A 26,493-nucleotide genomic window follows, 5' to 3' on the forward strand; every position below is an offset into this window, starting at 1 on the left:
TCAGATTTGAGGATTTGAGGGGGGAGAGGTTGCACCATGGCGAACCGCCTTGGCCCGATGTGGTTGAATCGCGTCTCCCAGTTCACGGGGCCGACGTCCAGCGGACGATTCAGCCGGTTCGCCATCCAGGTGCAGAAGGTGAACGACCTTGAGCCCGTCTTCGAGCCGATGACCGACGATCAGCTCCGGGCGAAGGCGCATGAGCTCCGGCTGAGGGCCCGCCAGGGGGATTCGCTCAACCTGTTGCTGCCGGAGGCGTTCGCCCTGGTTCGCGAGTCGGCCAAGCGGACGATCGGCCAGCGGCATTTCGACGTCCAGGTCCTCGGGGGCGTGGCGATCCACAATCGCTGCATCTCGGAGCTGGAGACGGGAGAAGGGAAGACGTTGGTGGGGACCATGCCCACCTTCCTGAACGCGCTGCCCGGCAAGGGGGTGCACGTCGTCACGGTGAACGACTACCTGGCCCGCCGCGATGCCGAGTGGATGGGGCCGATCTATGAGCGGCTGGGCATGACCGTCGGCTGCATCCAGACCAATCAGCCCGACGGCTCGCGCCGTCAGGCGTACCAGTGCGACATCACCTACGGCACCAGCAAGGAGCTCGGCTTCGACTTCCTCCGCGACGAGCTCAAGCGGCTCCAGCTCGGCGATACCCACCGCAAGTCGTTCGAGGAGGTCTTCCTGGGGAGCGGGCGGCACACCGAATCCGAGCTGCCGGTCCAGCGGACCCACTTCTTCTGCGTGGTGGACGAGGCCGACAGCATCCTCATCGACGAGGCGAGGACGCCGCTGATCATCGGTGCCAACAATCAGCCGACGCAGGAGGAGGCCGCGGCCTACTACGGCGCCGACCAGCTCGCCCAGACCCTCGTCCGGGTCAAGGACTACAAGTATGACCCCGTGGAACGGAAGGCGGAGCTGACCCCCCCCGGCCGCCGGAAGGTGCAGGCGCGGGCCGCTCATCAGGCCTTCGTCACGCTCACGGTGGACGGGGTCTACGAGTACGTCGAGCGAGCCCTCCGCGCCCAGATCGCCTACCTCCGCGACCGCGACTACGTCGTCCACGACGGCGAGGTCGTCATCGTCGACGAATTCACGGGCCGCATGATGCCGGGCCGCCAGTGGCAGGACGGCCTGCACCAGGCCATCCAGGGGAAGGAGAAGCTGGAGATCACCCTGGAGACGATCACGGCCGCCCGCGTCACCGTCCAGGACTTCTTCAAGCGATACAAGAAGATCGCCGGCATGACCGGCACCGCGACCTCGGACGCGGCCGAGCTTCGCCGCATCTACAAGGTGGGCGTCATGAAGATCCTCACCAATCGGCCCTGCCGCCGGGTCTGGCTCCCCGATCGGATCTTCTCCACCGAGGACGAGAAATTCCGAGCGGTGGCCGACCAGGTCATCGAGTGGAACAAGATCGGCGTGCCGACGTTGGTCGGGACCCGGTCCATCGAGAAATCGGAGAAGCTCAGCCGGCTGCTGGCGGAGGCGGGCGTCGAGCATCAGATCCTCAACGCCAAGAATCACGAGATCGAGGCCAGCATCGTCGCCCAGGCCGGACACATCGGCAAGGTGACGGTGGCCACCAACATGGCCGGCCGAGGGACCGACATCAAGCTCGGCGAAGGGGTCGCCGCGCTCGGCGGATTGCACGTCATCGGCACCGAGCGGCACGAGTCCCGCCGGATCGACCGCCAGCTCGCCGGCCGCTCCGCCCGCCAGGGGGACCCCGGCTTCGTCCAGTTCTTCGTGTCTCTCGAGGACGAGATCGTCGAGGCCTTCGGCGAGAAGCCGGCGGGACGGATCCGACGTCGCTACGCAGGCCACGGCGAGCTCACCAGCGCGGCCTGGCGGCGGTTCTTCGTCAAGGCCCAGGCCAAGAAGGAACGGCAGCACTTCAAGGACCGGAAGCTCCTGATGGCCTACGAGAAGCAGCGAGCCGAGATGCGCAAGAACATGGGCCTCAACCCCGTCCTCGGTTGACCGCGACCGGCTCTCGCCTCAGCGCCGGAAGTAGGACCGCGCCTCGTCCTTGACCTCCTTGTTCAGGCGAGAAAGCGCCCCCAGGGCGGCCTCGGCGACCTTCAGCCGCGCGGCCGAGTCCGTTCCGGGTGCGGTTCGGATCCGGGTCAGGTAGTCGCGGAGACGCTCCCTGCGTGCCGTCGCGCGCATCAGGTGGTGGATCAGGAGCCAGCTCTCGGCATAGGCGAGTTGTTGTTGCTCGCCCTCGAAGGCCGAATCGTCCCGGAGCAGGTCGTCGAGATCGATCCAGCCGCCGACCTGCCGCAGGGCCTCCAGGCGAGGCGTGTTCACGCCCCCGATCGCGTTCTTCACGTTCGGACGCCAGAGCTCCACGTAGGTCGCCAGGCCCTCGCTGATGCAGAGGGGCGGGACGTGGTCGCGATCGAGGAGCCCCGTGTTGTAGCAGAGCTGATGCGCCGTCTCGTGGACCAGCGTGAAGAGATTGATCCGCTCCGCCTCCTGGCGGCTCCGCTCGCCGTCGGCCCGGAAATCGAAGATCACCAGCCGATTGAGGTCGAGATCGAAATGACCCCCGACGTCCCGTCCCGGTGCTTCGCCCAGCAGTTTACCGTAGGACGCGTCGTCCTTCAGACCGACCACCGTGAGCCGCCTGGACGGATAGGCGAGCTCGAAGCCTCGCCCCCGGAAGTGCGTCAGGAAGTCCTTGCCGAGCGATTCACACCGCTCGAGAGCCGCTCGAAGGTATGAGCCGGGGGCGTCGCCGACCGCGAGGAAATGCTCGGTCCGCGCGACCTCCTGCCGCCCCAGCCCGGCATGGCGGGCGGCCTCGCGGACGGCGGCCTCGTCATCGGCCAGCCTCGGTTCCTGTGCTCGAGCAAGGGAGAACGGGTGGAGCCCCCACCCCATTCCGTATGCGGCCACGGCCGCGCGGCCGAGCCAGGCACGACGACTCCCGTTCCAGGCTTGCTCCATCCGCATCGTCGTCCCTCGCTCGTAGATTGCCGCTTCTGTCACGATCGAATTCTACATGCCCCGACCGCGGCGGCAACCGGGTCTGCCTGGTCTCCGGCCCGGTCGATCCTTGATCGCGACCTGCGCCGGGTGGAAGATGGCCGAGAGGGCGCCCCGTTGAGGCGACGGCCCTCGATGCCGCGAGGATTGACAGGTTCTGGGAGAATCGCCATGACCGGCCCGAAGCCAGCAGATCGTACGTCGCGTCGAGGATTCCTGGAGACGACCGGCCAGGGCCTGGCCGCCTCGGCCCTGGCCGGCGTGGCCATCCCGGCCGTTCACGCCGGGGAGAGCCACACGATCAAGATCGCCCTGGTCGGCTGCGGCGGCCGGGGGACGGGCGCGGCCGCCAATGCCCTGTCGACGCGGAGCGGCCCCATCAAGCTGGTGGCCATGGCCGACGTGTTCGAGAACCGCCTCAAGATGAGCTACGAGGCGCTGACGAACACCAGCGGAGACGGCGGCTCGGTCGATCGGCCGGCCGGCACGTGGGGCCGGGACCAGGTGGACGTCCCGCCGGACCGCCGCTTCATCGGCTTCGACGCCTACAAGCACGCGATGGAATGCCTTTCGCCGGGGGACATCGTCCTCCTCACCACCCCCTGCGCCTTCCGCTCGGTCCACTTCGCCCACGCGATCGAACGGGGCCTGAACGTCTTCATGGAGAAGCCGACGACCGTCGACGGGCCCAGCACTCGCAAGATGCTCGAGCTCGCGGATCGCTCGTCGACCCGCAACCTGAAGGTCGGCGTCGGGCTCATGTGCCGGCACTGCGACGCGCGCAAGGCCCTGCTCGAGCGGATCCGCGACGGCCAGATCGGCGACATCACGCTCCTCAAGACCTACCGCCTAGTCGGCCCGGCGGGCTTCACCGGGCCGAAGCCGCCGGACATGTCCGAGCTGCTCTATCAGGTCAAGAACTACCTCAGCTTCTTCTGGGCGAGCGGCGGCCTGGTCCACGACTACACGAGCCACAACATCGACGAGTGCTGCTGGATGAAGGGCTCGTGGCCGGTCCGCGCCCACGGCCTGGCCGGGCGCTATTACCGGACCGACGAGGTGGACCAGAACCTGGACCATTACTCGGTGGAGTACACGTTCGCGGACGGGACGAACCTCTTCCTCAACGCCCGGAACATGAACGGCTGCCACGGGGAATTCGCCAGCTACGCCCACGGGACCAAGGGGTCGGCGGTGATCTCGACCTCGATGCACACCCCGGCGAAGTGCCGCATCTACAAGGGACACAACTTCGCGAAGGGGGAGCTGAACTGGGCGTTCCCCCAGCCGGAGCCGAACCCCTACCAGCTCGAGTGGGACCACCTGGTGGCGGCGATCCGCGAGGACAGGCCCTACAATGAGGCCCGCCGCGGCGCCGAGGCGAGCCTGGTCCAGATCATGGGCCGGATGGCCTGCCACACCGGCCAGGTCGTCACCTGGGACCAGGCCCTCAACCACACCCAGGAGTTCGCACCGGGCCTCGAGTCGTTGACCATGGCCTCGGCGGCGCCGATCCATCCGGGCAAGGACGGGAGGTATCCCACGCCCCAGCCCGGGCTCCTCGGCGATCGCGAGTACCAGGCCTAGGGTCGCGGACGTGATACAGCCCCGCTTCTCTCGGGGCTGGAAGACCGGCCGCCGACGACGTCGAGCCGAGAAAAGGCCCGGGGCGAGAAATGCGCCGGGCCTTGTGCTATGATCTTCCGCGAGGTCATTTGCAGCTCCCTCGGCCACCCGAAGGCGAAGTCGATCATGCCCAGCGGCGAGGTTCACTGGCACGAAGGGATGTTCCTCCGCCCGCATCATTTCCTGGCGGAACACCGGCGGGCGCTGGGCCTGATTCAGGTCGACGGCAAGTGGAACCAGCAGCACAACTGGGGCCTGCGGTCGATCTCTCTGAACACCGAGGCGCTCAGCAATCACCGATTCTCGGTCGCGTCCCTGAAGGCGCGGCTCCGCGACGGGACCCTCGTCGAGGTGCCGGAGGAAGGCCCCCTCTCCGACCTGGACCTGAAGCCCGCCTTCGTCGCCGAACGCAAGGTGACGGTCCTCCTCGGGGTGCCGATGTTGAGGTCCGGCCAGCCGAACGTGGCCGCGGAGCAACCTGCTGAAGGGCTCCGCTACTACTCGCGGATGCAGCAGGTCGACGACGAGAACGTCGGCTCCAATCTCCAGCCGATCGCGATCCGACGACTGAACGTCCGGCTGCTCCTTTCCACCCAGGATCTCTCCGGCTACGACGCGATCCCGATCGCCCGGGTGGAGAAATCCGAGCGGGCCGAGGCGACGCCGCAGCTCGACCCGAGCTACATCCCGCCGCTCCTGGCCTGCGACGCCTGGCACGAGCTGTCCGTGGAGATCCTGCGGGTGATCTACGACCGGATCGGACGCAAGATCGAGAAGCTGGCCAACCAGGCGGTCTCCCGCGGCCTCAGCCTGGAGAGCACCGCCCCGGGGGACGTGCTGATCTTCTCCCAGCTCCGCGAGCTGAATGAGGCGTATGCGACCCTGACCAACCTCGCCTTCCTGGAGGGGATCCATCCGCTGCCGGCCTACCTCGAGCTTTGCCGCCTGGTCGGCCAACTGTCGGTCTTCGGCCCGGGTCGCCGGACTCCGGCGATCCCACGCTACGATCACGACGACCTCGGCGGCTGCTTCCACCGGATCAAGAACTACCTGGATGACCTGCTCTCGATCGTCCCGGAGCCGGACTACCAGGAGCGCCCGTTCGTGGGCTACGGGCTGCGGATGCAGGTCTCGCTGGAGCGGAGCTGGCTGGACCAGTCGGTCCATCTCTATTTCGGCGTCCGGAGCCCGCTGGACGCGGACGCCTGCGTCGAGCTGATGGGCCCCCGCGGGATCGACATGAAGGTGGGGAGCTCCGACCGCATCGAGACGATCTATCGCCTGGGGGACCTGGGCCTGAAATTCAGCCACGTCCCGACCCCCTCCCTGCCGCAGGCCCTGCCGCGCGACAAGGGGCTCATCTACTTCGAGATCAACCGGGAGCAGCAGCAGAACGAATGGCAATACGTGGAACGGTCGCTAACCCTGGCCATCCGGTTCAACGAGAGCAAGATTGTCGGTAACATTGACGGCCACGAGACCATCAACCTCCGGCTGTCGTCCGAGATGCCGTTCCGCTTCGCGCTGTTCATGCTCGGAGCGGGAGTCTCCGCGAAACCCTGAACCGGGCCGGCCGCTCGGCCCCGCTCGGCCTCGGCGAAGGCGGCCCAGAGCCCTCCACAACCCCGGACCACCGCGACGAAGGATCCATGACTCCTCAGCTCAGCGAACTGGTCTTCCCCGTCATGACCTATGCCCTGGACCTGAAGGACCGGCTCGATGAGGGCCAGGAACTCGACCTGGAGGCGGAACAGCGGCAGCTCGTCGACCGCCTCCGCTCCGAGACCGAGGTCCGCCGCCTGACGGACTACGCGGGCGACGGGTCCGTCTTCCTCGGGGCCCGGTACGCCCTGACGTGCTGGATCGACGAACTCTTCATCGTCTACAGCCCCTGGGCGGATACCTGGAAGGAACGGATCCTGGAGCTATCCCTCTACGGCAGCCGGGACCGCGCCTGGAAGTTCTGGGACCAGGCCGAAATCGCCCTCCGCCGACCCAACGCCCCGCGAGTCGCGACGCCCCCGGGCCCCGATGCCCTGGAGACGTTCTTCCTCTGCACGGCGCTGGGGTTCCGGGGCAAGTACCTGGAGAATCCCGCCAAGGTGAGGGACCTCCTGGAGGAGATGCGGCCGCAGGTCACCCGGCAAGTCCCCTTCGTGGCCCCGAGGGATCTCGGCGCCGGCACCAACGTGCAGCCGCTCACGGGTCGGGCGGCGCTCGGCAGGGCCGTCGCGATCTACGGGGGCCTCTGCGTGGTCCTGCTAATCGTCCTGATGATCCTCCTGGGGGTCCTGGGATTCCTGGGACGCTGAGGCGAGGAGAACCATGCTCAAGCTCATCAACAAGCCCTGGGAGTGGATCTGCTACCTGTGGGGCCTGGTCTTCCCCATGTTCTCCTCCCAGGAGGCCGCGGAGAAGGCTGCCCCCGCGGCCCGCTGGATCGGCCGGGCCTGCCTCGTGGGGATCGTCCTGGGCATCCTCTGGGTGATCAACCAGTTGCCCGCCGTCGGGCTCCCCAACCTGATCCCGAATTACCCGAAGCTCGCCAGGATCTGGCTGCCGCTCTTCGCCCTCTGCCTCTACGTCCTGCTCTGGCTGGGCTGGTGGCTCTACCGAATCCTCAGCATGGAGGTCGAGACCGAGGCGTCCGAGTTCCCGGACATCGACCGGGCCTGGGCGCAGGCCATGGAAGCCCTGGCCCGCGCCGAGGTCCGCCTCGACGCCACGCCGCTCTATCTGGTCCTGGGGTGGACGAGCGGCACCGAGGAGTCCTTCTTCCAGGCCGGCGGGATCAAGGCCCGCGTGAAGCAGGTCCCTGCGGACAAGCTGGAGCCGATCCACGTCACCGCCGATCGGGAGAGCATCTGGGTCTCCTGCCCCGGCGCCTCGCTCCTGGGCCAGCATGACCCTTCGTTCGTCGGCCAAGCGGACGGCGGGGGCGCCGTCCTGTCGACGATGATGGAGGATCAGCCCGACCCGTTCAAGACGATGGGAGCCGGGCTCGGCCCGGGGGGCCTGGAAGACCTCCTGGCCAACGCCCGCAAGGAGATCGACGCCACCCGGGCCGCGGGCCGGCCCAGCCAGAGCATCGATCGGCAGAAATACCTGGCCCGGCTCCGCCACCTCTGCCGCCTGATCCGCCGCGATCGGCTGGGATTCTGCCCGATCAACGGCGTCCTCGTCGTCCTGCCGATCTCCGCGGCCGATCCACGATCCCGCCCGGAGGAGATCGCGGCGGCCTGCCGGCAGGACCTGGAGGAGGGCTTCGAGACGCTCCGGATCCGCTGCCCGATCCTCGTCTTGATCTCCGACCTGGAACGCGTCCCCGGGTTCTCCGACCTCACCTCGAGGCTCCCCTCGGCACAGCTCAACAGTCGGATGGGCCAGCGATTCCCGCTGGTCCCGGACCTGCGCGAGGACGAGGTGCCGGCGAAGGTGGAAAGCTCGGTCGAGTGGGTCACCAGCAGCCTCTTCGGCTCGATGGTCTATTCTCTGTTCCGCGTCGAATCCAACCGCAGCATCGACGAGATCGCGGAAGTCCTCCGCGGCAACCAGGCCCTCTTCCAGTTCCTGGGCAAGGTCCGGGAACGGAAGGAGCGGCTGGCACGCCTGGTCCGCGATTCGATCCCAACCCTGCGCGGCGAGAAGCTCATGTTCGGCGGCTGCTACTTCGCCGCCACCGGCGACGGTGACGGCGAACGGGCGTTCGCCTCGGGCGTGCTCAATCGACTCGTCCAGGACCAGGACCTCGTCTCCTGGACCGAGCAGGCCATGGCGATCGATGCGGGCTACGCCAGGACCGCCGTCGCGGTCAAACGCGTCCTGATGGCCTTCGCCGCCCTCCTCGCGCTGGGGATCGTCGGCCTCCTGGTCATGAAATTCTCCGGCCGTGCCTGACGATTTTGCGGATTCTCTCGATTGCGAAGCGCTCCGGGTCAAGTTCGGTGTCGCTCCGGTCGATCCCATGGGACGAGACGGCCGCATCCGGCAGCTCGGAAGGCCCGCAATGCACGGGTCCGTGGATCGAATCAGGGGAGACGATGGGACGCTGGACAGCCTTCATCCCGCTCGCGGCCCTGGCGGTGGCCTGGGTTGTTGCGGCGAACCGGGCGCAGGCCGACGATCTCCCCTCGGCCCTGCCGGCCGCGGGCGGCGGCGATGCCCTGGAAGTCCGCCTTCGCAAGCTCGAGGCCCTGAATCAGCAGATCCTGAACCGCCTGGAGGACTCCGAGCGGGCGCGCGAGGCGTCGCAGGAGCGTTATCGGAAACTCGAGGAGCGATACGACGAGCTCACTCGCAAGGTGGAGGGAGAGGGGCGAGAGGCCGAGCCGTGGGGCAGTTCGGTGACCGAGCGGGCCGGCGAGTCCGCGACGCGTGGTGAAGGATCGGCCGGGCGCGAGGCCAGCCGGGGACAGACGGGCAAGCGGCGCGGGAGCGGCCAGGGGTTCGACTCGCTGCCGGAACGCGAGCAAGAGATCCCCATCTTCGGGGCGCTCGGCGAGGGTTTCACCTTCAAGACCCGGGACGACGAGTATCAGCTCCGCGTCCGCGTCCTCGATCAGACGGACTTCAAGAACTTCGTCCCGGGCGACCAGGTCCCCGCTCGAAGCGGGCTGTACATCCCTCGAGTCCGCGTCTACTGGGAAGGGCAGCTCACCCGCCTCTTCGAGTATGAGGTCTCGATCCAGCGGAGCGTCGAGGGGCTCTGGGACCTCCTCGACGGCAACGTCAACATCGTCCCGGACCGGCGATTCCAGGTCCGATTCGGGCGGATGCTCGTCCCCTACAGCTACGATTGGTATGACCACCTCGAGCAGTATTTCATCACCCCGGAGCGCTCGCTCTTCCCGCTCAACTTCGGGCTGTCGCGATCCGCGGGGCTCATGGCCCACGGCTTCCTGTTCGACGATCGGCTCGAGTACGCCGCCGGCGGCTTCGACGGCCACCTCACGGGCCTGGCGGACGACAACACCACGAGGGATGCGGTCGGCTACCTGAACTATCGCCCCTTCCTCCACTCCGAGCAGCTCCCCCTGCTGCGCAACCTGAACGTGGGGGCGTCCGGATTCCTGGGCCAGCAGGTCAACCCGCTGAACCCGCTCCCCCTGAGGACCTCGATCCAGACCTCGGAGAACGACGAGGCGGCACAGGCCGCGTCGTCGATATTCCTCAAGTACAACGAGGATGCAAGGAACTTCGGCGGCCGGAGCGCGACGGCCCTCCATCTCGCCTGGTACGGGGCGGGCTTCTCGTTCGAGGCCGAATGGCAGGGCGGACGCGATCACATCACCCGCCCCGGTCTCACGGCCCTCCAATCGATCCCGGTCAGCGGCAACCACTTCACCCTGGCCTACTTTTTGACCGGCGAGGTCGTGAACCGACGCGAGGTCGTCGCGCCCCTGCGGCCATTCGACCCCATCAAGGGGGAATGGGGACCGGGCGCCATCGAGCCCTTCGTCCGGTACAGTCAGCTCAGCCTGGGTGACACGATCTTCACCGGCGGCTTCGCCGACCCCAACGAGTGGACGCGGAGCATCGACCTCGTGGACCTGGGGGTGAACTGGTATCTCACGAAGTACATCAAGGTCTACTTCGACTGGCAGCACTCGATGTACGGCACGCCGGTCCTGCTGAACCCGTCAAAGGACCAGTACGGCCGCACGAACGACCTCTTCTGGATCCGCGGCCAGCTCTATTTCTGAACCGGAGTGGGGCGAGATCGCGAGGCGAGCCCAGGTTTTTGACCGCGAGACGGCGACGCGAGTAGAATACTCCCCTCGACTCCCGGCGATGGTCCGGGGCGATCCTCGAATCCAGGGAGCGTTTCCTACCGTGGTGCCGGCCAAGGACTTCAAGCGGCGGATGGTCGTCGAGATCGACGGCGCGCCGCACATGATCGAGCATATTCAGGTCCAGACCCCCTCGGCGCGGGGCGCGGCCACCCTCTACAAGATCAAGGCGCGCAACCTCAAGACCAAGAACCGGATCGAGAAGGCCTATCGCGGCACCGAGGGGCTGAACGAGTCGAGCTTCGAGCGTCGGCCGATCCAGTATCTCTACCGCGACGCGGACGAGCTCCATTTCATGGACGCCGAGGATTTCACCCAGTTCTCGATGCTCGCGGACGAGCTCGGCGATCTCGTCTCGTTCATGACGGAGAACATGGAAGGGATCGAGTCCCTGGTCGTCGACGACGAGGTGATCGCCATCGAGCTGCCGGACACCGTCGAGCTGCCGATCGTCGAGTCCGCGCCGGGAGTCCGGGGCAATTCGGCCACCGGCCGCACCAAGCCGGCCACGCTCTCCACCGGCCACGTGGTGCAGGTCCCTGAGCACCTGGACCCCGGCGCGGTGGTCCGGGTCGATACCCGCACCGGCGAATACCTCGGCCGGGCGACCTGAGCCGGCTCGGCCGCCAGGAGCCGCTCCGCGGCGACGGCTTGTCTTCGTCCGGCGCGACGGCCAAACTACGAGGATTCGTCCGACGTCCACTCGCCCGGGGAACTCACTCATGAGCCGCGTCGCCATCGTTTCCAGCCTGGCCCTGGTCGTCTCGCTCTGCCTCGCCGGTCCGTCGATGGCCGACCCGCCCGGCCTGGCCACGCTCGCCATCGGGGCGACGGCTCCCGACTTCCGCCTTCCCGGCGTCGATGGCAAGGACCATGCCCTCAAGGACTATGCCGGGGCGAAGGTCCTCGTGGTCGTCTTCACGTGCAACCACTGCCCCACCGCACAGGCCTATGAGGCGCGGCTGGCCGACTTCCATGAGAAGTACAAGGACCGGGGCGTGGCCCTCGTCGCGATCTCCCCGAACGACCCGAAGGCCGTGCAACTGGACGAGCTTGGCTACACCGATCTGAGCGATTCGTTCGAGGAGATGAAGATACGGGCGAAGGACCACAAGTTTCCCTACCCGTACCTCTACGATGGCGAAACCCAGGCCACGGCGACGGCGTACGGCGTCCTCGCCACGCCCCACGTCTACGTGTTCGACGCGGGGCGGAAACTGCGTTACGTCGGCCGGTTCGACGACTCGGAGGTCAAGGAGGTCAAGTCGCACGACGTCCTCAAGGCCGTCGATGCCCTCCTGGCCGGGCAGCCCGTGCCGGTGGAGAAGACTCGCGTCATCGGCTGCTCCACCAAATGGGCCGAGAAGCAGGCCGCGGCGAAAAAGGCCCTGGCGAAGTGGGACGCGGAGGACGTCACCCTGGAGGCGATCGACGTGGAGGGCATCCGCAAGCTTGCCCGGGGCGATGGCAAGAAGCTGACCGTGATCAACGTCTGGGCCACCTGGTGCGGCCCCTGCGTCGCGGAGCTTCCGGAGTTCGTGACGATGCATCGGATGTATCGGGGACGTGACTTCCGCCTGGTGACGATCAGCCTGGACGATCACGCGAAGCGGGACGAGGCGCTCAAGATCCTGAGGCAGAACCACGTCTCCGCCACGAACGTCATCGTCAAATCCTCCGACAAGGATGCGATCGCCGAGGCGCTGGATCGAGAGTGGCCCGGCCCGGTGCCGTACACTCTCATCGTGGCGCCCGACGGCAAGGTCCTCTATCGCAAGGTCGGCGCCATCGATCCGCTCGAGGTTCGTCGTGCGATCGTGGCCGTCCTGGGCCGCACCTACTGACGAGCCGCCGTCCCGGAGCAGGCAGGTCATGCGAATCGTCCGATGCCGGTTCGACGCTCACGGGAAGGCCATCCTGGAGATCCTCAACGACGCGATCGTGAATACGACCGCGATCTACGATTACCAGCCCCGCCCGCTCTCGGCGATGGAGACCTGGTTCGAGGCCAAGGAGCTCCAGGGCTTTCCCGTGGTCGGGGTGGAGTCGGACGGAGGGGATCTCCTCGGCTTCGCCAGCTTCGGTCCGTTTCGCGCTTGGCCCGCCTATAAGTACACGGTGGAGCATTCCGTCTACGTCCACCCGGGCCATCGGGGTCACGGGTTGGGGGCGATGCTGACCCGGGAGATCATCGCCCGCGCGCGAGCAGACGAGAGGCACGTCATCGTCGGCGGCATCGACGCGGAGAACCTGGCCAGCATCCGCCTCCACGAGAAGCTCGGCTTCGCCCACGTGGGCACGATCCGGCATGCCGGCTTCAAGTTCGGCAGGTGGCTCGACCTGGCCCTCTACCAGCTCATCCTCGAGACTCCGACAGCTCCCGTCGATGGTTGAAGTCGCTCCGGGCGGGTCGGGGCCCCCAATGCGCCCCTTGAATCAGCCCGCCAAGGGGTCCGGCACGTGATGCTCTCCGGATCGGGCCTCCGACCAGTCTCAAGTGTCGCGACCCGCAAGAGGCCGAGAAGAAGCCGCGTCATTGCGCCCTGCCTGGATTGGGATTTGCTCCTCTTTCATCCGGGTGAAACGGTGACTTGATCTTTTGAGTGCGGGACGGAGTAACCTATAATGGTGCCACTGGGGGTGATCCCCACTTCGCAGGTTTCCCCATCTTGCCGAAAAAGGGCGAGAAGGATCCAAGGCGGGTCCGGGGAGCCCGGCGGAAATCTCTCGAGGGATGAGGAATGACCGTACAGTCCGATCGCGCGGCGTGGTTCGAGGGAGGCGAGGCGAAATGCTCGCAGCCTCCCTCCCCCAACGACAGACCATTTCGGCTCGTCCTGCTGGGGCCCCCCGGGGTCGGAAAGGGGACCCAGGCGGAGTTGCTTTGCAAAACGCTCGGGACTTGCCACCTCTCCACCGGCGACGTCTTCCGCGCCGCCCAGTGCCGCAACGACCATAGCCCCGCACTTCGCACGGCGCTCGACGCCATGAGGCGTGGGGAGCTCGTCTCGGACGGATTGGTCGTGTCGATGGTCCAGGAGCGGTCGAATTGCCTGAGCTGCTTCGGCGGCTTCCTTCTGGACGGCTTTCCGCGGACCGCGGCCCAGGCCGAGGCGCTCGATGACCTTCTCGACCAGCAGGGCGTGAGGCTCGATGCCGTGCTCAGCTACGAACTGCCGCTCGCCGAGATCGTGGACCGGCTGGGGGGCCGCCGAACCTGCTCGAAGTGCAAGGCCGTCTTCCACACGACCTCTCGCCCTCCGCACCAGGAAGGGGTCTGTGACATGTGCGGCGGCGAGCTCATCCAGCGGGAAGACGACCGCCCCGAGTCGATCCGCGTCCGCATGCAAGCCTACGAGGAGAGCACCCGCCCCCTGGCGGATTACTACGAGAAGTCAGGCCGCCTCCTTCGCATCAACGCGGCGGGGGCGCCCGATGAAATCCTGGAGCGCAGCCTCGAGGCGCTCCAGGCGAAGGCGTCCGCCCCGCGGACCTGAACGGTACGGACCTCGAGAACGGACTGGGCTCTGCCGGCACCGCGCCGGGTCCTTCCAGGACCCGCGCGATGCCGATGACGAGATGTCTCCGGAGCCTGCCACGTATCGAGTGCCCTCAATCCACCCCCTTTAGAGGTAAGCCGATCATGTTGAGTCTGCTGCTCTGGTTCATGCCCATCCTCCTCGAATCGCCATCGGAAGGGGAGGCGACGGATCGGCTCGTCCCCGCGGGATTCCGTGGGAATTACTGGGGCCCGGAAGCCTGCAAGGCCCGGAAGGAAGGGAAGCTCTCGGCGCTCAAGATCACCCCGGAGATGGCGCGCTGGGACGACTGGGGCCGCAAGGTCCTCAAGGATGGCGACATCGTCTTCCGGATGGGAGACGCCCGGGTCCTCCGCGGCCTGTTCCCCATGAGCAAGTTCTACGCGAATTGCAGCAACAGCAAGTTCTCGCACACCGGGATCGTCGAGCTCGAGGACGGCCAGCCGTTCGTCTATGACACGACCGGCACGGGACCGGCTCGGCAACCGCTCTCGATCTGGCTGCTGGATAACGTCGGATGCCTGGGCGTCAAGCGGCTGAAGGAAGGACTCAGGCAGGAGAAGGTGCCCAAGATCCTCGCTTACCTGCATCGGACGTTCAAGGAGCAGCCCCCGTTCGACTATGAGCTCGGGCTCGATGACTCCGCGCTCTACTGCGTGGAGATGACGGAGAAGGCCTATCGCTACGCGGGGGTCCGCCTCTCCGAGCCCGTGAAGATCGGCGACATGGAACGCGCCACCGAGTTCCCCGTCTGCATGCTCGGGATCGGCATCTGCACCAAGTTCGCGCTCGAGCATCCGTTGACGGCCGAGACGCCGGTCTATTTCCCCGGCAACGAGAGGCACGGGATCTGGTCGAGCCCCGACCTCGTCGTCGTCGTCCCCCCGACGTTTCGCCCAGCGGTCCCGGACGCCGCCGATTCGAGTCGTCCTCTCGTCGCGGACTTCGGCAATACGCGGAAGTGAGCCGCCCGGGCCGCCTCAGTTCGGTGCCCGCTCGGCACGCGGCGGACCGTTCCCGGGCTCTCCGGGGTGGAGCCGGCCCTCGATCTGCGAGAGGGCCTGTTGCGCCTCCTGGTCGAGCGGGTCGGCCTGGATGGACAGGCGATACCAGGCACGGGCCTCCGGAAAGAGTTCGGCGTCGATGCACGCGGCGCCGAGCTGCTTGACCAGGGCGGGAGTCCGCTCCTTGTTGTTCGCGGCACGCTGGATCAGGGTGTTCACCTTCTCCATTGCGTGCGAGTGCTGCCTGAGTGGTCCGACGGCCTTGTCGTCGCCTTTCAGCGAGAGGGCGTTGATGAGGCCGAACAGCGCGTCATGATCCTCGGGCATCTTCTCATAAGCCACTCGGAAGGACCTCACCGCGCCCTCGACGTCGTGACGGGCCAGGGCGAGCCGCCCTCGGAGTCGCGCCAGCTCCGGTTCATCCGCGGATCCGTTCGCGAGCAGCTCCTCCGCGCGATCGTACTCGTGGCGATCGATGGCCATCAGGACCCGCAGGGCCTGGACCTTCGGGTCCGACTCGGGGAGGGTCGCGATCGCCTTCTCGGCCTCGTCGTTCTTCCCCATCCGCCGATAGTTCTCGGCGGCGGCCAGTCGGGACCAGTGGTCGTCGGGATCGGCCTCCATGAACTTCTCGAGCTCCGGCAGGGCGCTGTCCGGCTCCCAGGTCGCGTTCCTCAGCAGGCACCAGTCGAAGGCGTTCTGGAAGGTGAGATCGGTCAGCTTCGACAGGGCCAGGAATTCCGCGGCCAGCTCGGTGCGACGTAGCTGGTAGCCGAGGATGTAGATCAGCTCGCGATGGGCCGCGGCAAGCTTCGGATCCAGCCGAGAGGCCTCCCGGAATAGCCGCTCCGCGTCGCGGGCACGATGCCGTTTCAACTCGACGCGTCCCGCCATCATCCGCGCTTGCGGGGCCATCTCATGGCCGTCGGGGATGTGCGAGAGCGAATCGAGGGCCGGATCCAGGCGGTCGCGGGCCAGTTCCACCTGGGCGCGAAAGAGCCAGTCGATGGGCGTGGGGGGGCGTAGCTTCTCCAACGTACGGAGGGCCGATTCGGCATCGTCGAAGCGTTCCTCCCTGAGGGCCTCCTGGCCCGCCTGCCAGACCCGGTCGGCATCGACCGGTTTCCGCATCACCCGGCCGATCAGGACAAGCCCCACGATCAGGCACGCCAGGGCAATTCCGACATGGGCCGCGATCGAGGGCCAGGTGGAAGGCCAGTCGAAAATCGTCCTCTCTCTGGCCTTCGTACTTTCTCCGGACGGCCCCAACATGCCGACTCTCTCCGCTGCATTGCTGCGTCCGTGGGGGTGAATTCGACCGGACTGAGCCTTCCCGGAGTATAACAGGAGCGCTCGGTCGCTCTCCACATTCCCGCAACGTCGATCTCCGCGAAGGTGATCGCGGCGCCTCCGGCCTCCGGCGTTTTCATTGGACAGTCGATACCGGATCTCCTAGATTCAGATTCAGTACCGGCATGGCCGACGGCGGTCCCTCTCGGCTCGCTGTCCGCCGCGATCGGACGTCGATTCCATCTCATCCGCTGATGTGCACGGGCCCTGGACATGGATGCCTTCGTGATCAGCGACCTCGAACGCGGAAAGGCCGCGGACCCCGACCGGGAATCCGCGGGAGCCCATGCCGGCCGACGCGACCGGCTCGGCGTCTCCATGATCGTGCTGGGGACGGCCACATTCCTGTGCGCGGCCGGCGAATCGGCCGTGAGTTTCATCGAATGGAACAGCTCCGGCCCTCTGACCTGGAGTGCGACGAGTCTCTTCCTCGGCGAGAGCCCTCCGATCTTCGTGATCGCCATGAGCTGGCCCCTGCTGATCGGGCTGCTGATCCGCCGGCCGCGAGGGTCGAAGTATCTTCCGGTGGCCTCGCTCACCTTCTTCGCGCTGGCCATGGGCGGGGTGCTGGAAGTGATCCGGGCGATATCGCTCCGGTCCGAGAGCCCGGTCCTGGTCGGCTCGTTCGTCGTCTCTCCCGTCTTGTTGCTCCGCGGTCAGCCGGGCGCGTGGGCGCGAGCCATGGCGGGGATGCTCCAGGTCGCCTTCGAGCTCATCGTCGCGATCGCCGCCGCGATCGAGACGCGGGCCCAGCGGAGCATCCCGGGCGAGCGGGAGGCCGCGAGGGCCCGCGTCCGGGGCCGCCTCGCCTTCTACCTCACGGTTTGCTTCGTCCTCGTCTGCATCCGGATCCCCATCTGGTCCTCGTACGTGACCCTCGTCAATCAGTCCTCGTTCGTGCGTTCGTTCGTGATGGCCACGGACACCCGTGCCCGTTACAGGAAGGGGACCTACGGCCCTGGCCAGGATCCGTTCTCTCGGTGGGCCACCCTCACGAAACTGAACGAGGCGGCGGGGCTGGCCGCGGAGGATCGCGTCCCCGAGGCGAAACGCGCCTACCTGGCGATCATCTCGCAGATCGAGCGCGGCCGAAAGTCCGGCGATCATGGCTTCGACGCGGAGCTTGCCCAGGCCTTGAACAACCTGGCCTGGATGCTCGCGACCTGCGAGGACCCGGACCAGCGTCAGCCCTCGGACGCGGTCGGGTATGCGATGCGGGCCGTCGAGCTCGAGGAGCGGGACGGGAATTACCGGAACACGCTGGGGGTCGCGTATGTCCGATCGGGCCAATACCAGGATGCACAGCGCGCCCTTGCCCGCTCGATGGAACTTCGACAGGGCGCCGGTGACGCCTACGACTGGTACTTCCTCGCAATCCTCCAGGCACGTCAGGGGAATCTCGCGGAGGCTCGAGGATGGTATGAAAAAGCGGTGGAATGGACGACTTCGGCCCGCCCCGATGATCGCGAGCTGCATCGATTCCGGGTCGAAACGGCCCGCGAGCTCGGCATCCCCGCCCCCCCTCCCGGCCGTTTTGCCGAGCGAGACGAGCCGGGGTCTCCCCTCGCGCCGGCCCCTTGATTCGTGTTGACCGGATCAGGGGTTCCTTGCATACTCCCGACGGTCCGGCGGAGCCGGCCCGGAGGGCTTGCCTCGCGTCCCACTCCCCAGTTCTCCCCTCGACGATCCCCTCGGTCGCAGCCTCGACGCCGCAAAGCCGTCGTCCGGAGTTCGATCCCTGGACGGTCCATCCCGCGAGCAGGACAAGGAAGTCATGCGACAGGCGCTTTCGATTGCACTCCTGACGGTCCTCCTCCTCGCTTCCGGCCGCGCAGCGCAAGCCGGCGACTCCCCGCCGGCGCTCGAGCAGGCTCGGAAGCTGCTGACCGCCCGCGACAGCGCCGGGGCGGCCCAGATCCTGGAAGAGGCGCTCCCGTCCGCCGCGGCAGCCGACCGGCCTCCGATCGTAAGGCTCCTCCGCCAGGCCTACCAGGAATTGATCCGCGATGCGGAGTCATCCGGAAAGGCGAGCCTTGCGGCCGAGTACCGCGACAACCTCTCCATTCTCGAGCCGACTTCGGATGCAGGAACCGCGGATCCGAAGGCAGGCTCGCCGCAGAAGCGACCGGACACGGCCGCCGCTCCCGTCGTCGCGGCCCCGGTGCCGCCTCCCTCCGCCTCCCCGACCCCGGTCCCGGCCCCGGCCCTCGCACCGGTTCCATCATCGGCTCCGGCCCCGACCGAGGAACCGTTTCCTCCCCTTCCGGGCGAGCCCGCCCCGCGGCGGGCCGATCCCGGGGTGCGGCTCGCGTCCAGCAAGGGACCGCAATCGAGCCCGGTTCGCGAGCCCGCTCCCGTCCGGCGAGCCTCCGAGGGCGACGACCTGCCGCGGCTGTCCGAGCCGCCCGAGGTCCCGGCGCCGGTCGGTGGCTCCACGCCGCCGGCGGAATCCCCCCCCGTGCCTGCGAGCTCCACGCCCGGCGAGGGTGCAACGGCGAACGCGCCGCGAACGAGCACCGGCGGCGACTCCCCTGCCCCGAAGAAGGCGGCCCCCTCCGCGGTCGACCTGGCCGACCAGGCCGATCGGCTCTTCACGGAGAAGCGATACCTGGACGCCGGCGTGATCTACACGAAGCTCGCCGCCGCAAACCGGCTGCCCAGCGATCGGAAGGGTGTCTGGGCCTACTGCCGCTGGGTCGAGGTGGTCAACCGGATCAACGCTCACCCCCGCACCGATCGCGAGTGGGACGACATCCAGGAGGAGGTCCGCGACGTTCAGAAGCTGGTGCCGGGTAACTGGTACGGCGCGTACCTCGAGAATCTCGTCAAAGACGCCCGACGCAACAAGACGGCTGCCGGCGGCCGGCGAGCCGGCGTCGTCGTCCGCGGTTCCGCTCCCGAGGAGCAGCCGACGCGGCGCCGAGGGCTCTTCGGCCGCGAATCGACCCCCTCCCCGTCCGAGCCATCGGCGGCCGCGGCCGCCGCCCAGCCTCTTGGGCTCCCCGCGGCCCCGGCGTCCGCCGAGATGGACGCGTCGCCGCCGGCTGGGTCCGCAACGGCTCCCGCCGCCCGATCCCCGCGGGCCTCCGCCGAGGTCGCCAATCCTCGGCTCCCGCGCGGTCCCGCGTCGGCCAATGGGACGCTGGGCTGGCAGGTCATCGAGACGGCCAATTTTCGGATCTTCCACGTCGACCCCACCCTCGGCGCGGAAGTCGCTCGCACCGCCGAATCCGTCCGCGGGATGCAGGCGAAGCGTTGGGGGAGCACCGCCACGCGGTCCACATGGACTCCGCGTTGCGACGTTTACCTCTATCCCGATCCGGCCGCCTTCTCGCGGATGACGGGCCAGCCCGAGACCTCGCCGGGATTCTCCTCGCTGGGAGTCAGCGGCGATCGCGTCACATCACGACGCGTAAATCTCCGGGCGGATCATCCCCAGCTTCTTCCCGCGATCCTCCCGCACGAGATCACGCACGTCGTGCTCGCCGACCTGTTCACGCACCAGCCCATCCCGCGATGGGCCGACGAGGGGATCGCCGTCCTCTCCGAACCCGAGGACGAGCAGGCCAGCCGCGCCGGGGATCTCGCCGCGCCGCTCCGGGACGGCTCCGTGTTCAAGCTCAGCGAGCTGATGGCCACGGACTCTCCGAATGCGAACACGTGGAACCTCTACTACGCTCAGAGCGTCTCCCTGACGCAGTATCTGGTCGAGCTCGGTACCCCCGCCCAGTTCGTCCTCTATCTCAAGGGTGCCCAGCAAAAGGGGATCGAGGCCTCGCTCCGGGAGACGTACGGGATCGAGGGATTCCCCGCGCTCGAGTCGGGCTGGCGGCAGTTTGCCGCTCGACAGGTCGCGCATCTCCCGGCCGAGGGTCAGCAGGTCGCCGCGGGGCCCGAGTCCGCGGAAGCCCCGCGTTGATCGGGCCGGGCCTCGACTCCTCACACCCATCAGTGCGGACGTCGTGATGCGACCCATTCCGCGATGGCGGCGTGCACCGCGGGCCGGCTCCGCGAGAGCTCGCTCTCGATCTCGAGGTCTCCCCCACGCTCCGAGACGACCCACCAGGCCGGGCCGACCGGCACCTTTTCCAGGTGCTCCAGGGCCGTCGGGCTCAGGAGTAGCCGCAGGCGATTGGTGTCGACCTCGGCCTGCCGGGAGGCCAGGATGACGGGCCGCCAGCGCCCCCCCCGATCCAGATAGAGGACGTCGATCCGGCCTCGGAGGATCGTCTCGGCCCCCTCTCCTCCCGACCACGCGAACGACCAGGCCACATCGGCCTGGATCGGACGCCTCGCCCGGAGTGCATCGCGGAGATCGGCGAAGAGCGCCGTGCCGGGCCACCCGCGAAGCCTGTCGGCCGCCTCCTGGGCCAGGACGGAGGAGGCCGCGGGGATCATCCTGTCGGCGGCGCGAGAGCAGGCCATCGCAAGGTTGCCCCCACGCAGGAGTCCGTGATCGGAGATCACCGAGCGGATCAGCTCGTCGAGCCGCGCCTCGGAATTCGGCCGCTCCGGGACCTCGTCCAGGCGGATCGAGGCCGGCCACGGCGACGCGGATTGGCCCGGCTCGCCCCGGGGCGAGGCCCGCTCGATGACCTGCTCGATCCAGTCCAATCGGGGACGCGACGAGGTTCGTCCGCGGGGTGAGTCGTTCGGCGCCGCCAGATGCTGGACATCGACGGCGACCGAGGGCCAGGCGGCGGGCAACTCGGCACGGCAGGCGCCGGTTCGCCAGTCGTAGCGATCGAGGAGGAGTTGGATCGCGGGCGATTCGTCGCGCGGCGGCACGGCCTCCGAGTCCTTCGGCGCGTCCAGCCCCGCCGAGAGGATCAGGTGGTCGCGGGCCCTGGTCGCGGCCACGTAGAAGAGCCGGAGCGATTCGCGGCGATCCTCCTCGGCCTCGATCGCCGTGTAGGCCATCCAGCCGAGGCTCGACCCGGCCTCCCGAGGCTCCCCCTCGGCGCCGACCTCCACCGTACGGGGCGGCCGGATCACCAGCCCCACGTCGTCGCGGAGGCCGATCAGCGCGGAGGGTGGGTTCGACCTTCGCGACAGGTCCGGCAGGGCGACGATCGGGAACTCGAGGCCCTTGGCCTGGTGGATCGACATCAGGCGGATGATGGGACTCTGCTCGTCGGTCGTCGAGGCCTGCTCTTCCTTGGGCGGGTCGTCCAGGTCCGCCCGCAGACGATCCACGAGGTCGGCCAGGGTGAAGCTCTCCTGGCGGTCGAAGTCCCGTGCCAGGCGGACGAGCTTCCGCGTGTTGGCCAGCTTCCGCTCCCCGAGGAACTCGCAGACGATCGCCGCCTCGAAGCCGGACTCGTCGAGGACTCGCGACACGAGCGAGGCGAGCGGCACGCGATCCTTGATCTCGCGCCAGCGATCGAGGAGCGAGGCCGCGCGGATCGCGGCGGCGCGGTCCCGATCGGAGAGCTCGGCGACCCCGCCGGCCTCGAGGATCCCCCGGGTGATCCCTCCGGTCACCCTCCGCGAGAGCCAGAACAGCGCCTCGTCGGTCAGCCCGAAGAACGGCCCCCGGAGCGCGCCGGCGAGGGCCACCTCGTCGAGCGGATCCTCGATGACCGAGAGGACGTTCACGACGTCGCGGACCTCCTGCTGGGCGAAGAAGGCGGACCCGCCGATGGTCTGGTAGTCGAAACCCTCGTCGGCGAGCGCCGTCTCGTAAGGCCAGACGTCCGTCATGGCCCTGAAAAGGAACGCCACGTCTCCGGCGTGGGCGTCCCGGGCCCGACGGGACTGGCGATCCAGGATCGTCCAGCCGGCATCGAGCCGCGACCGCAGCCAGCGGGCCAGGGTCCGGGCCTCATTGTCGAGGCGATCGCCCTTGCTCAGCCTCGCCCTGGCCTCGGTCGCCTCCGGCTCGCCCGGTCGGACCGCCGGACTGGCCCAGAGGAAGGTCACGGCGGGCTCGTCCCCGACCGGGCCCCGCACCGGCTCGAGGCGGGGCGGAGTCCATTCATCGCGATCGTCGGACCGGCCCGGGCGCTCCCGGAAGGCGTCCGCGAAGAGGGCGTTGACGAAGTGGATCACGCCGGGGACGCTGCGAAAATTCTCGGAGAGCGGCAGCCGGCCCGCGGCGGGGAACTCGTCACGCCAGCGGCCGAAGAGCGCGGGCTCGGCACCTCGGAAGCGGTAGATCGACTGCTTCTCGTCGCCGACCACGAACAACCGACCCGTGGCGAAGTCGTCGCCCCCCAGGCTCCTGAGGATTCGGCCCTGCACCGGATCGGTGTCCTGGAACTCATCCACCATCAGGAACCGGATCTCGTCACGCCCTCCCCCCGCCGAATCGGCTTCCCATTCGGCGCGATCCGGGCGCTCCAGGGACCGGAGCGTGAGGTCCAGGAGGTCGTCGAAATCGAGCGCCTGGCGAGTTCGCTTTATGTGATCATACTCTGTTTTTACCTGTCGGGCCAGGCGGGCCAGCCGGAGGCTGTTGCCGGCGTTCTCGCGGGTCGCGTCCTCGCTGGAGGAGAGCTTTTCCACGGCCTGGTCGATCCGCCGGCGAAGGGCCGCGAAGGCGTCCCGGATCGCGGCCCGGTCCTCGTCGGAGGGCCAGATCCCCTTCTGTCGGAGGTCGTCGACCCGGGCGATGGCCCGGGCCTCCGCGAGGTCCGCCGCGCCGGCTTGCCCATCGTCGATCCGGTCGAGCACGGCCGCGAGCTCGTCCCGTCGGGCGGTGAGCCTCGGATGGAGGGATTCCGGCAGGGCCGCGAACGCCTTTCGGCAGTCGCGCACGGCCGGCTCGATCAGGCCCAGCACGGCGTCCTTGCCGCGAGCCTCCCAGGACGCCCGCCAGCGGTCCATGACCTCGTCGGGCGTGAGCGCCGACCACGCCTCGAGGAGTCCGTCGGAGCGTCGATCGATGGCCGCGACCAGGGCGCTCCGGACCTGCTCCAGGCCGTAATCCATGGCGAGGAGCGAGAGATCGGGATCCCGGGCGGAGATCCGCCGCCGCATCGTGGTGCGGACGGCCCGGTCGCGGAGCGAGGCCGCGATCGGCGGGTCGATGATCGCGAACTCGGGGTCGATGCCGAGCTCGAGCGCGTGGGCGCGCAGGAGCCCGGCACAGAACTCGTGAAAGGTCCCGATGGGCGCCGATTCCAGGGCTCGCAGCACGGCCCGCCAGCGGTCCTCATCCACGCCCTCGGCCAGTCGCTGTCGGCACCGTGCCCGGATCCGCTGGCGGAGCTCGCGGGCGGCCTTCTCCGTGAACGTGAGCGCCGCGAGCTCGCCGAGCGCCCGTCCGCCCGGCGAGCGGGCCTCGCCGTCCTCGGATTCGCCGCCGGTCTCGAGCTCGCCCAGGAACCGCTCGGTCAGGACCAGCGTCTTGCCGCAGCCCGCCCCGGCGCCCAGGGCGACGCTCGAGCCGGTCACCTCGATGGCCCGCCGCTGCTCCGCGGTCAGGCGAATGCCGGGGCTCGCCGTGTCGCTCACGCCCCACCCCTCTCGGCCGCCGCCGCGGAGGCCCCGGCGGCGTTCGTCCTGCGCCGCGGCGGGACGCTCAGCGTCGGCAGGATCCAGGAAAATCGCTTGCCGGCCCGGCGGACCTGGCCGATCCGGCAGACGCCACGGTAGTCGCAGAAGCTCTCGCAGCCGTCTCGCCGCGAGTGGACCACGAAAACGCCCCGGCGGAGCTGATCCACGAGCGAAAGGACATGCGCGATCAGGGCGGACTTGTCCTCCTCCCAGTCCCCGAACGAGATCGGTGTGTAGCCGTCGTCCTTCAGGCCCCAGTAACCAAGGTCGGCGAGGATCGTCTCCCGGTCCTGGAAGACGATCCGCTCCACGGCCATCGCGTAGAGCGGGAGCTGGAGCATCGCCCCCGACCTGACCTCCCCGGTGCTGGGCGTGTGGCCGCTCTTGTAGTCGATGACGCGAAACCGGAGCCCCGCGTCGGTCTCGGAGACGTCAATTCGGTCGATCCGGCCCAGGAGTCGGACGGATTTCGCCCCGTCGCGGATCTCGAGCATCGGATACTCGGCCCCCTCGGAGCCGAAGTCGAGCTCGAGCATCCGGGGCGCGAATTGACGGCCGTCTTCGTCCCCGTACTTCTGCCGCTGATGGATGTAGAGGCGGATGCTATCGATGAGCCTGGTCTTCTGGATCTCCCAGAGCCCGAGATCCAGATCCGTCGCGTTGGCCGGCTCGATGTTGGAGATCCGCTCGATCTCGCTGGCGCCGGCGGCCAGCCAGTCGGGCTCTTCTCGCGAGTTGAGATAGCGAGCCTCCATCTTCTCGAGGATGTCGTGGAGGTCGCTGCCCCGCTGGGTCAGGTCCTCGGCGAGCTCGTCATGCTCCTCGACCGGACGGAGCTTGAGGACGTGTCGGGCGTAGAACTGGAACGGGCAGGAGAGGTACGTCTCGAGCTGGCTGGCGCTGAAGGCGTGGGAGGGCCCGAAGAATCGATCCAGCTCGAGGAGGGCGGCACCATCGCGGATCAGCCCGTCGTACTCGCCGAAATCGGTCCCCCGCTGCCGCCGACCGGCCGCATGGAGGGCCCCCGCCGTGCCGTCGAGGATCCGGCGATGGACCGGGTCGGAGGCGAGCCGCGAAAGCAGCTCGGACTCGCCCCGCTCGGCGGCGAGCGCGGCGGCTCGGACCCGGACGTCCGCCGCGGAGCCGGCCAGCTCCGGGGCATCCACGAGCGCCGCATGGAGCCGCGGCAGGGCGGTGTGGCAGGATCTCTCGACGCGATCGTCGAGGAGCAGCAGCAGGTCGTCGAGGAAGCCGGCGCGGAGCAGCTCCTGGCCCTTCGGGTCCGTGGTCGGATACGCGAGGATCACGCCCTTCCGCGCGGATCCCAGGACTTCCAGGAAGCGGAGCATCTCCCCCGCGTAGGCGGCGCGAGCGGCCTCGCCGGGCTTCTCTCCCGGCCTCAGGGAAAGGAGCCCCTGGACCGCGGCACGGCCGGGAAACGTCCCCTCGCTCAGATCCGCGAGGATCACCCAGTCCGCCCCGGCGCCGTCCGCCTCGTCGACGGTCGCCAGCCGGACCGACCCGGGGACGGCCTCCGGCGACGGGGCGTCCAGCTCGCCCAGGATCGACTCGGCCTCGGCCACGAACGCCGCCCAGGTCCAGCGTTCGTTCGCCCTGCCCAGCCGGTCGAGCGAATCCGAATGGTCGTCGAGTCCCTCCAGCCAGGTCTCGATCGGCGTCCCGCCGTTCATCTCGACTCCGAGGTCGGCGACGGCCCGCCGCAGCTCGACGACATGCTCCTTCCAGCGGCGGGGATCGTCGAGGGGCCCGAGCACGTCAAAGAGCCGCTCGATGACCGCCCGCGCTCGATCGATCCGGCGGTATTCCTCGTCATTCGCCTTGAAGCCGAGCCGGAGCCGTTCCAGGCCCCGCAGGGCCTGCTCGCGGCCCCGGAAGACGCGGGCCGACTTGATCGTGGACGCCGCCGAAGCCAGCGACAGCCGGTCCTCTCCGGGCCAGTCCGGCCGGACCTGGCCGTGGCGAAGGAGGCGGACGATCCGATCGGTCTCCCATTCCTCCAGGGGGATCGACGCCGCCAATCGCAGCGCACTGACGCCGGGATCGTTCCGCAGCGGCAGACGCGCGTCGGTACGGGCGGGGATGTCCCAGGCCCGAAGCGTCTCCAGCGTGAGCGCCGCCTCCTCCGTCCAGGTCGGGAAGAGGATGAGCAGATCGTCCGGGTCCACCCCCCTGTCGAGGAGCGAGCGGACTTCCCGCGCGACGACCCGAGCCGCCCCGTCCCCGCGCGGTCCACCACGGACGATCAGGCCATCGGGGCTCGGCACCACGCGGCCCTCGGCCGGGCCCGTGCCGAAGAGCACGCGCTCGACCTGGGCGAGGCCGGGCGGCCGGCCCGGCGGTCGTGGGACCGCCGTCTCGACGAAGCCCATGTCCAGCAAGCGGCCGCGGAGCGGCGCACGGGCGTGGTAGACCTCGGCGAGATCCGCCGCGGGGTCGTACGTCATCGCCACGTGGAGGGCTCGTCCCGAGTCCATCAGCCGCCGCAGGATCCGCCAGTGAGCCGGGGCGGGCTCGGCGAAGTTCAGCACCACGACCGCCCCGTCGCCGGCGAGCGGCCCGCGGAGTTCCTTACCTCGAGAGAGCCACTTCGAGCCCCAGACCAGCATCCCCGCGTCGTCGTCCGCATTGAGCTGATCGAGTCGCTCGCGGTAGCGGCCGAAGACCGCC

The 26,493-nt window shown here is 68.5% G+C and carries 17 protein-coding genes; 13 read left to right on the forward strand and 4 right to left on the reverse strand.

Annotated features, from left to right (window positions below):
• The first annotated feature begins 36 nt into the window (after positions 1-36).
• Positions 37-1,986, forward strand: a complete 1,950-nt coding sequence (locus tag G6O54_RS00415; RefSeq protein WP_165219101.1) for a preprotein translocase subunit SecA — start codon at positions 37-39, stop codon at positions 1,984-1,986.
• A gap of 18 nt (positions 1,987-2,004) precedes the next feature.
• Here the strand turns inward: G6O54_RS00415 and G6O54_RS00420 are convergent, their stop codons facing one another.
• Positions 2,005-3,000, reverse strand: coding sequence for a DUF1570 domain-containing protein (locus tag G6O54_RS00420; RefSeq protein WP_165219103.1), 996 nt, complete (start codon positions 2,998-3,000; stop codon positions 2,005-2,007).
• 168 nt (positions 3,001-3,168) lie between these two features.
• Here G6O54_RS00420 and G6O54_RS00425 point away from each other — a divergent pair, with 168 nt between their 5' ends.
• The 10 genes from G6O54_RS00425 to G6O54_RS00470 all read left to right on the forward strand — a co-directional run bounded on the left by G6O54_RS00425 (position 3,169) and on the right by G6O54_RS00470 (position 14,916).
• Positions 3,169-4,584: a Gfo/Idh/MocA family protein gene (locus G6O54_RS00425; protein WP_165219105.1), complete on the forward strand. Its 1,416-nt coding sequence runs from the start codon at positions 3,169-3,171 to the stop codon at positions 4,582-4,584.
• 165 nt (positions 4,585-4,749) lie between these two features.
• Positions 4,750-6,186 (forward strand): type VI secretion system baseplate subunit TssK, encoded by a 1,437-nt coding sequence (gene tssK, locus G6O54_RS00430; RefSeq protein WP_165219107.1) that lies wholly within the window; start codon positions 4,750-4,752, stop codon positions 6,184-6,186.
• An 86-nt stretch (positions 6,187-6,272) separates the two neighbouring features.
• Positions 6,273-6,935 (forward strand): DotU family type IV/VI secretion system protein, encoded by a 663-nt coding sequence (locus G6O54_RS00435; protein ID WP_165219109.1) that lies wholly within the window; start codon positions 6,273-6,275, stop codon positions 6,933-6,935.
• A gap of 13 nt (positions 6,936-6,948) precedes the next feature.
• Positions 6,949-8,520: a type VI secretion protein IcmF/TssM N-terminal domain-containing protein gene (locus tag G6O54_RS00440; RefSeq protein WP_165219111.1), complete on the forward strand. Its 1,572-nt coding sequence runs from the start codon at positions 6,949-6,951 to the stop codon at positions 8,518-8,520.
• 143 nt (positions 8,521-8,663) lie between these two features.
• Positions 8,664-10,325: an OprO/OprP family phosphate-selective porin gene (locus G6O54_RS00445; RefSeq protein WP_165219113.1), complete on the forward strand. Its 1,662-nt coding sequence runs from the start codon at positions 8,664-8,666 to the stop codon at positions 10,323-10,325.
• A 130-nt stretch (positions 10,326-10,455) separates the two neighbouring features.
• Positions 10,456-11,025 (forward strand): elongation factor P, encoded by a 570-nt coding sequence (locus tag G6O54_RS00450; protein WP_165219115.1) that lies wholly within the window; start codon positions 10,456-10,458, stop codon positions 11,023-11,025.
• A gap of 109 nt (positions 11,026-11,134) precedes the next feature.
• Positions 11,135-12,256, forward strand: coding sequence for a redoxin domain-containing protein (locus G6O54_RS00455; protein ID WP_165219117.1), 1,122 nt, complete (start codon positions 11,135-11,137; stop codon positions 12,254-12,256).
• A gap of 28 nt (positions 12,257-12,284) precedes the next feature.
• Positions 12,285-12,806, forward strand: coding sequence for a GNAT family N-acetyltransferase (locus tag G6O54_RS00460; RefSeq protein ID WP_165219119.1), 522 nt, complete (start codon positions 12,285-12,287; stop codon positions 12,804-12,806).
• Between the two features lie 347 nt (positions 12,807-13,153).
• Positions 13,154-13,909 (forward strand): adenylate kinase family protein, encoded by a 756-nt coding sequence (locus G6O54_RS00465; RefSeq protein WP_165219121.1) that lies wholly within the window; start codon positions 13,154-13,156, stop codon positions 13,907-13,909.
• A gap of 146 nt (positions 13,910-14,055) precedes the next feature.
• Positions 14,056-14,916: a YiiX/YebB-like N1pC/P60 family cysteine hydrolase gene (locus tag G6O54_RS00470; RefSeq protein ID WP_165219123.1), complete on the forward strand. Its 861-nt coding sequence runs from the start codon at positions 14,056-14,058 to the stop codon at positions 14,914-14,916.
• 15 nt (positions 14,917-14,931) lie between these two features.
• Here G6O54_RS00470 and G6O54_RS00475 read toward each other — a convergent pair whose 3' ends face one another.
• Positions 14,932-16,227 carry a tetratricopeptide repeat protein gene (locus G6O54_RS00475; RefSeq protein WP_165219125.1) on the reverse strand — a complete coding sequence of 432 codons (1,296 nt, stop codon included), beginning with the start codon at positions 16,225-16,227 and terminating at the stop codon, positions 14,932-14,934.
• A gap of 291 nt (positions 16,228-16,518) precedes the next feature.
• On the opposite strand from G6O54_RS00475, the gene G6O54_RS00480 reads away from it, so the two are divergent.
• Positions 16,519-17,886, forward strand: coding sequence for a tetratricopeptide repeat protein (locus G6O54_RS00480; protein ID WP_165219127.1), 1,368 nt, complete (start codon positions 16,519-16,521; stop codon positions 17,884-17,886).
• Between the two features lie 193 nt (positions 17,887-18,079).
• Positions 18,080-20,224, forward strand: a complete 2,145-nt coding sequence (locus G6O54_RS00485) for a peptidase MA family metallohydrolase (protein WP_165219129.1) — start codon at positions 18,080-18,082, stop codon at positions 20,222-20,224.
• A gap of 29 nt (positions 20,225-20,253) precedes the next feature.
• Here the strand turns inward: G6O54_RS00485 and G6O54_RS00490 are convergent, their stop codons facing one another.
• Positions 20,254-23,763, reverse strand: a complete 3,510-nt coding sequence (locus G6O54_RS00490) for a UvrD-helicase domain-containing protein (RefSeq protein ID WP_165219131.1) — start codon at positions 23,761-23,763, stop codon at positions 20,254-20,256.
• A complete protein-coding gene (locus G6O54_RS38675) occupies positions 23,760-26,432 on the reverse strand; it encodes a PD-(D/E)XK nuclease family protein (RefSeq protein ID WP_369432118.1) in 2,673 nt (890 codons plus the stop codon). Before G6O54_RS38675 ends, G6O54_RS00490 begins: the two co-directional genes overlap by 4 nt.
• Between the last annotated feature and the right edge of the window lie 61 nt (positions 26,433-26,493).

The sequence above is a fragment of the Aquisphaera insulae genome (genome assembly GCF_011064615.1).
Classification (GTDB): Bacteria; Planctomycetota; Planctomycetia; order Isosphaerales; family Isosphaeraceae; genus Aquisphaera; species Aquisphaera insulae.

Coding starts and splice junctions, on each gene's coding strand:
- G6O54_RS00425 (WP_165219105.1), top strand. CDS start 3,169: ATGACCGGCCCGAAGCCAGCAGATCGTACGTCGCGTCGAGGATTCCTG.
- G6O54_RS00455 (WP_165219117.1), top strand. CDS start 11,135: ATGAGCCGCGTCGCCATCGTTTCCAGCCTGGCCCTGGTCGTCTCGCTC.
- G6O54_RS00415 (WP_165219101.1), top strand. CDS start 37: ATGGCGAACCGCCTTGGCCCGATGTGGTTGAATCGCGTCTCCCAGTTC.
- G6O54_RS38675 (WP_369432118.1), bottom strand. CDS start 26,432: ATGCTGGTCTGGGGCTCGAAGTGGCTCTCTCGAGGTAAGGAACTCCGC.
- G6O54_RS00440 (WP_165219111.1), top strand. CDS start 6,949: ATGCTCAAGCTCATCAACAAGCCCTGGGAGTGGATCTGCTACCTGTGG.
- G6O54_RS00470 (WP_165219123.1), top strand. CDS start 14,056: ATGTTGAGTCTGCTGCTCTGGTTCATGCCCATCCTCCTCGAATCGCCA.
- G6O54_RS00480 (WP_165219127.1), top strand. CDS start 16,519: ATGGATGCCTTCGTGATCAGCGACCTCGAACGCGGAAAGGCCGCGGAC.
- G6O54_RS00475 (WP_165219125.1), bottom strand. CDS start 16,227: ATGTTGGGGCCGTCCGGAGAAAGTACGAAGGCCAGAGAGAGGACGATT.
- G6O54_RS00435 (WP_165219109.1), top strand. CDS start 6,273: ATGACTCCTCAGCTCAGCGAACTGGTCTTCCCCGTCATGACCTATGCC.
- G6O54_RS00460 (WP_165219119.1), top strand. CDS start 12,285: ATGCGAATCGTCCGATGCCGGTTCGACGCTCACGGGAAGGCCATCCTG.
- tssK (WP_165219107.1), top strand. CDS start 4,750: ATGCCCAGCGGCGAGGTTCACTGGCACGAAGGGATGTTCCTCCGCCCG.
- G6O54_RS00445 (WP_165219113.1), top strand. CDS start 8,664: ATGGGACGCTGGACAGCCTTCATCCCGCTCGCGGCCCTGGCGGTGGCC.
- G6O54_RS00465 (WP_165219121.1), top strand. CDS start 13,154: ATGACCGTACAGTCCGATCGCGCGGCGTGGTTCGAGGGAGGCGAGGCG.
- G6O54_RS00485 (WP_165219129.1), top strand. CDS start 18,080: ATGCGACAGGCGCTTTCGATTGCACTCCTGACGGTCCTCCTCCTCGCT.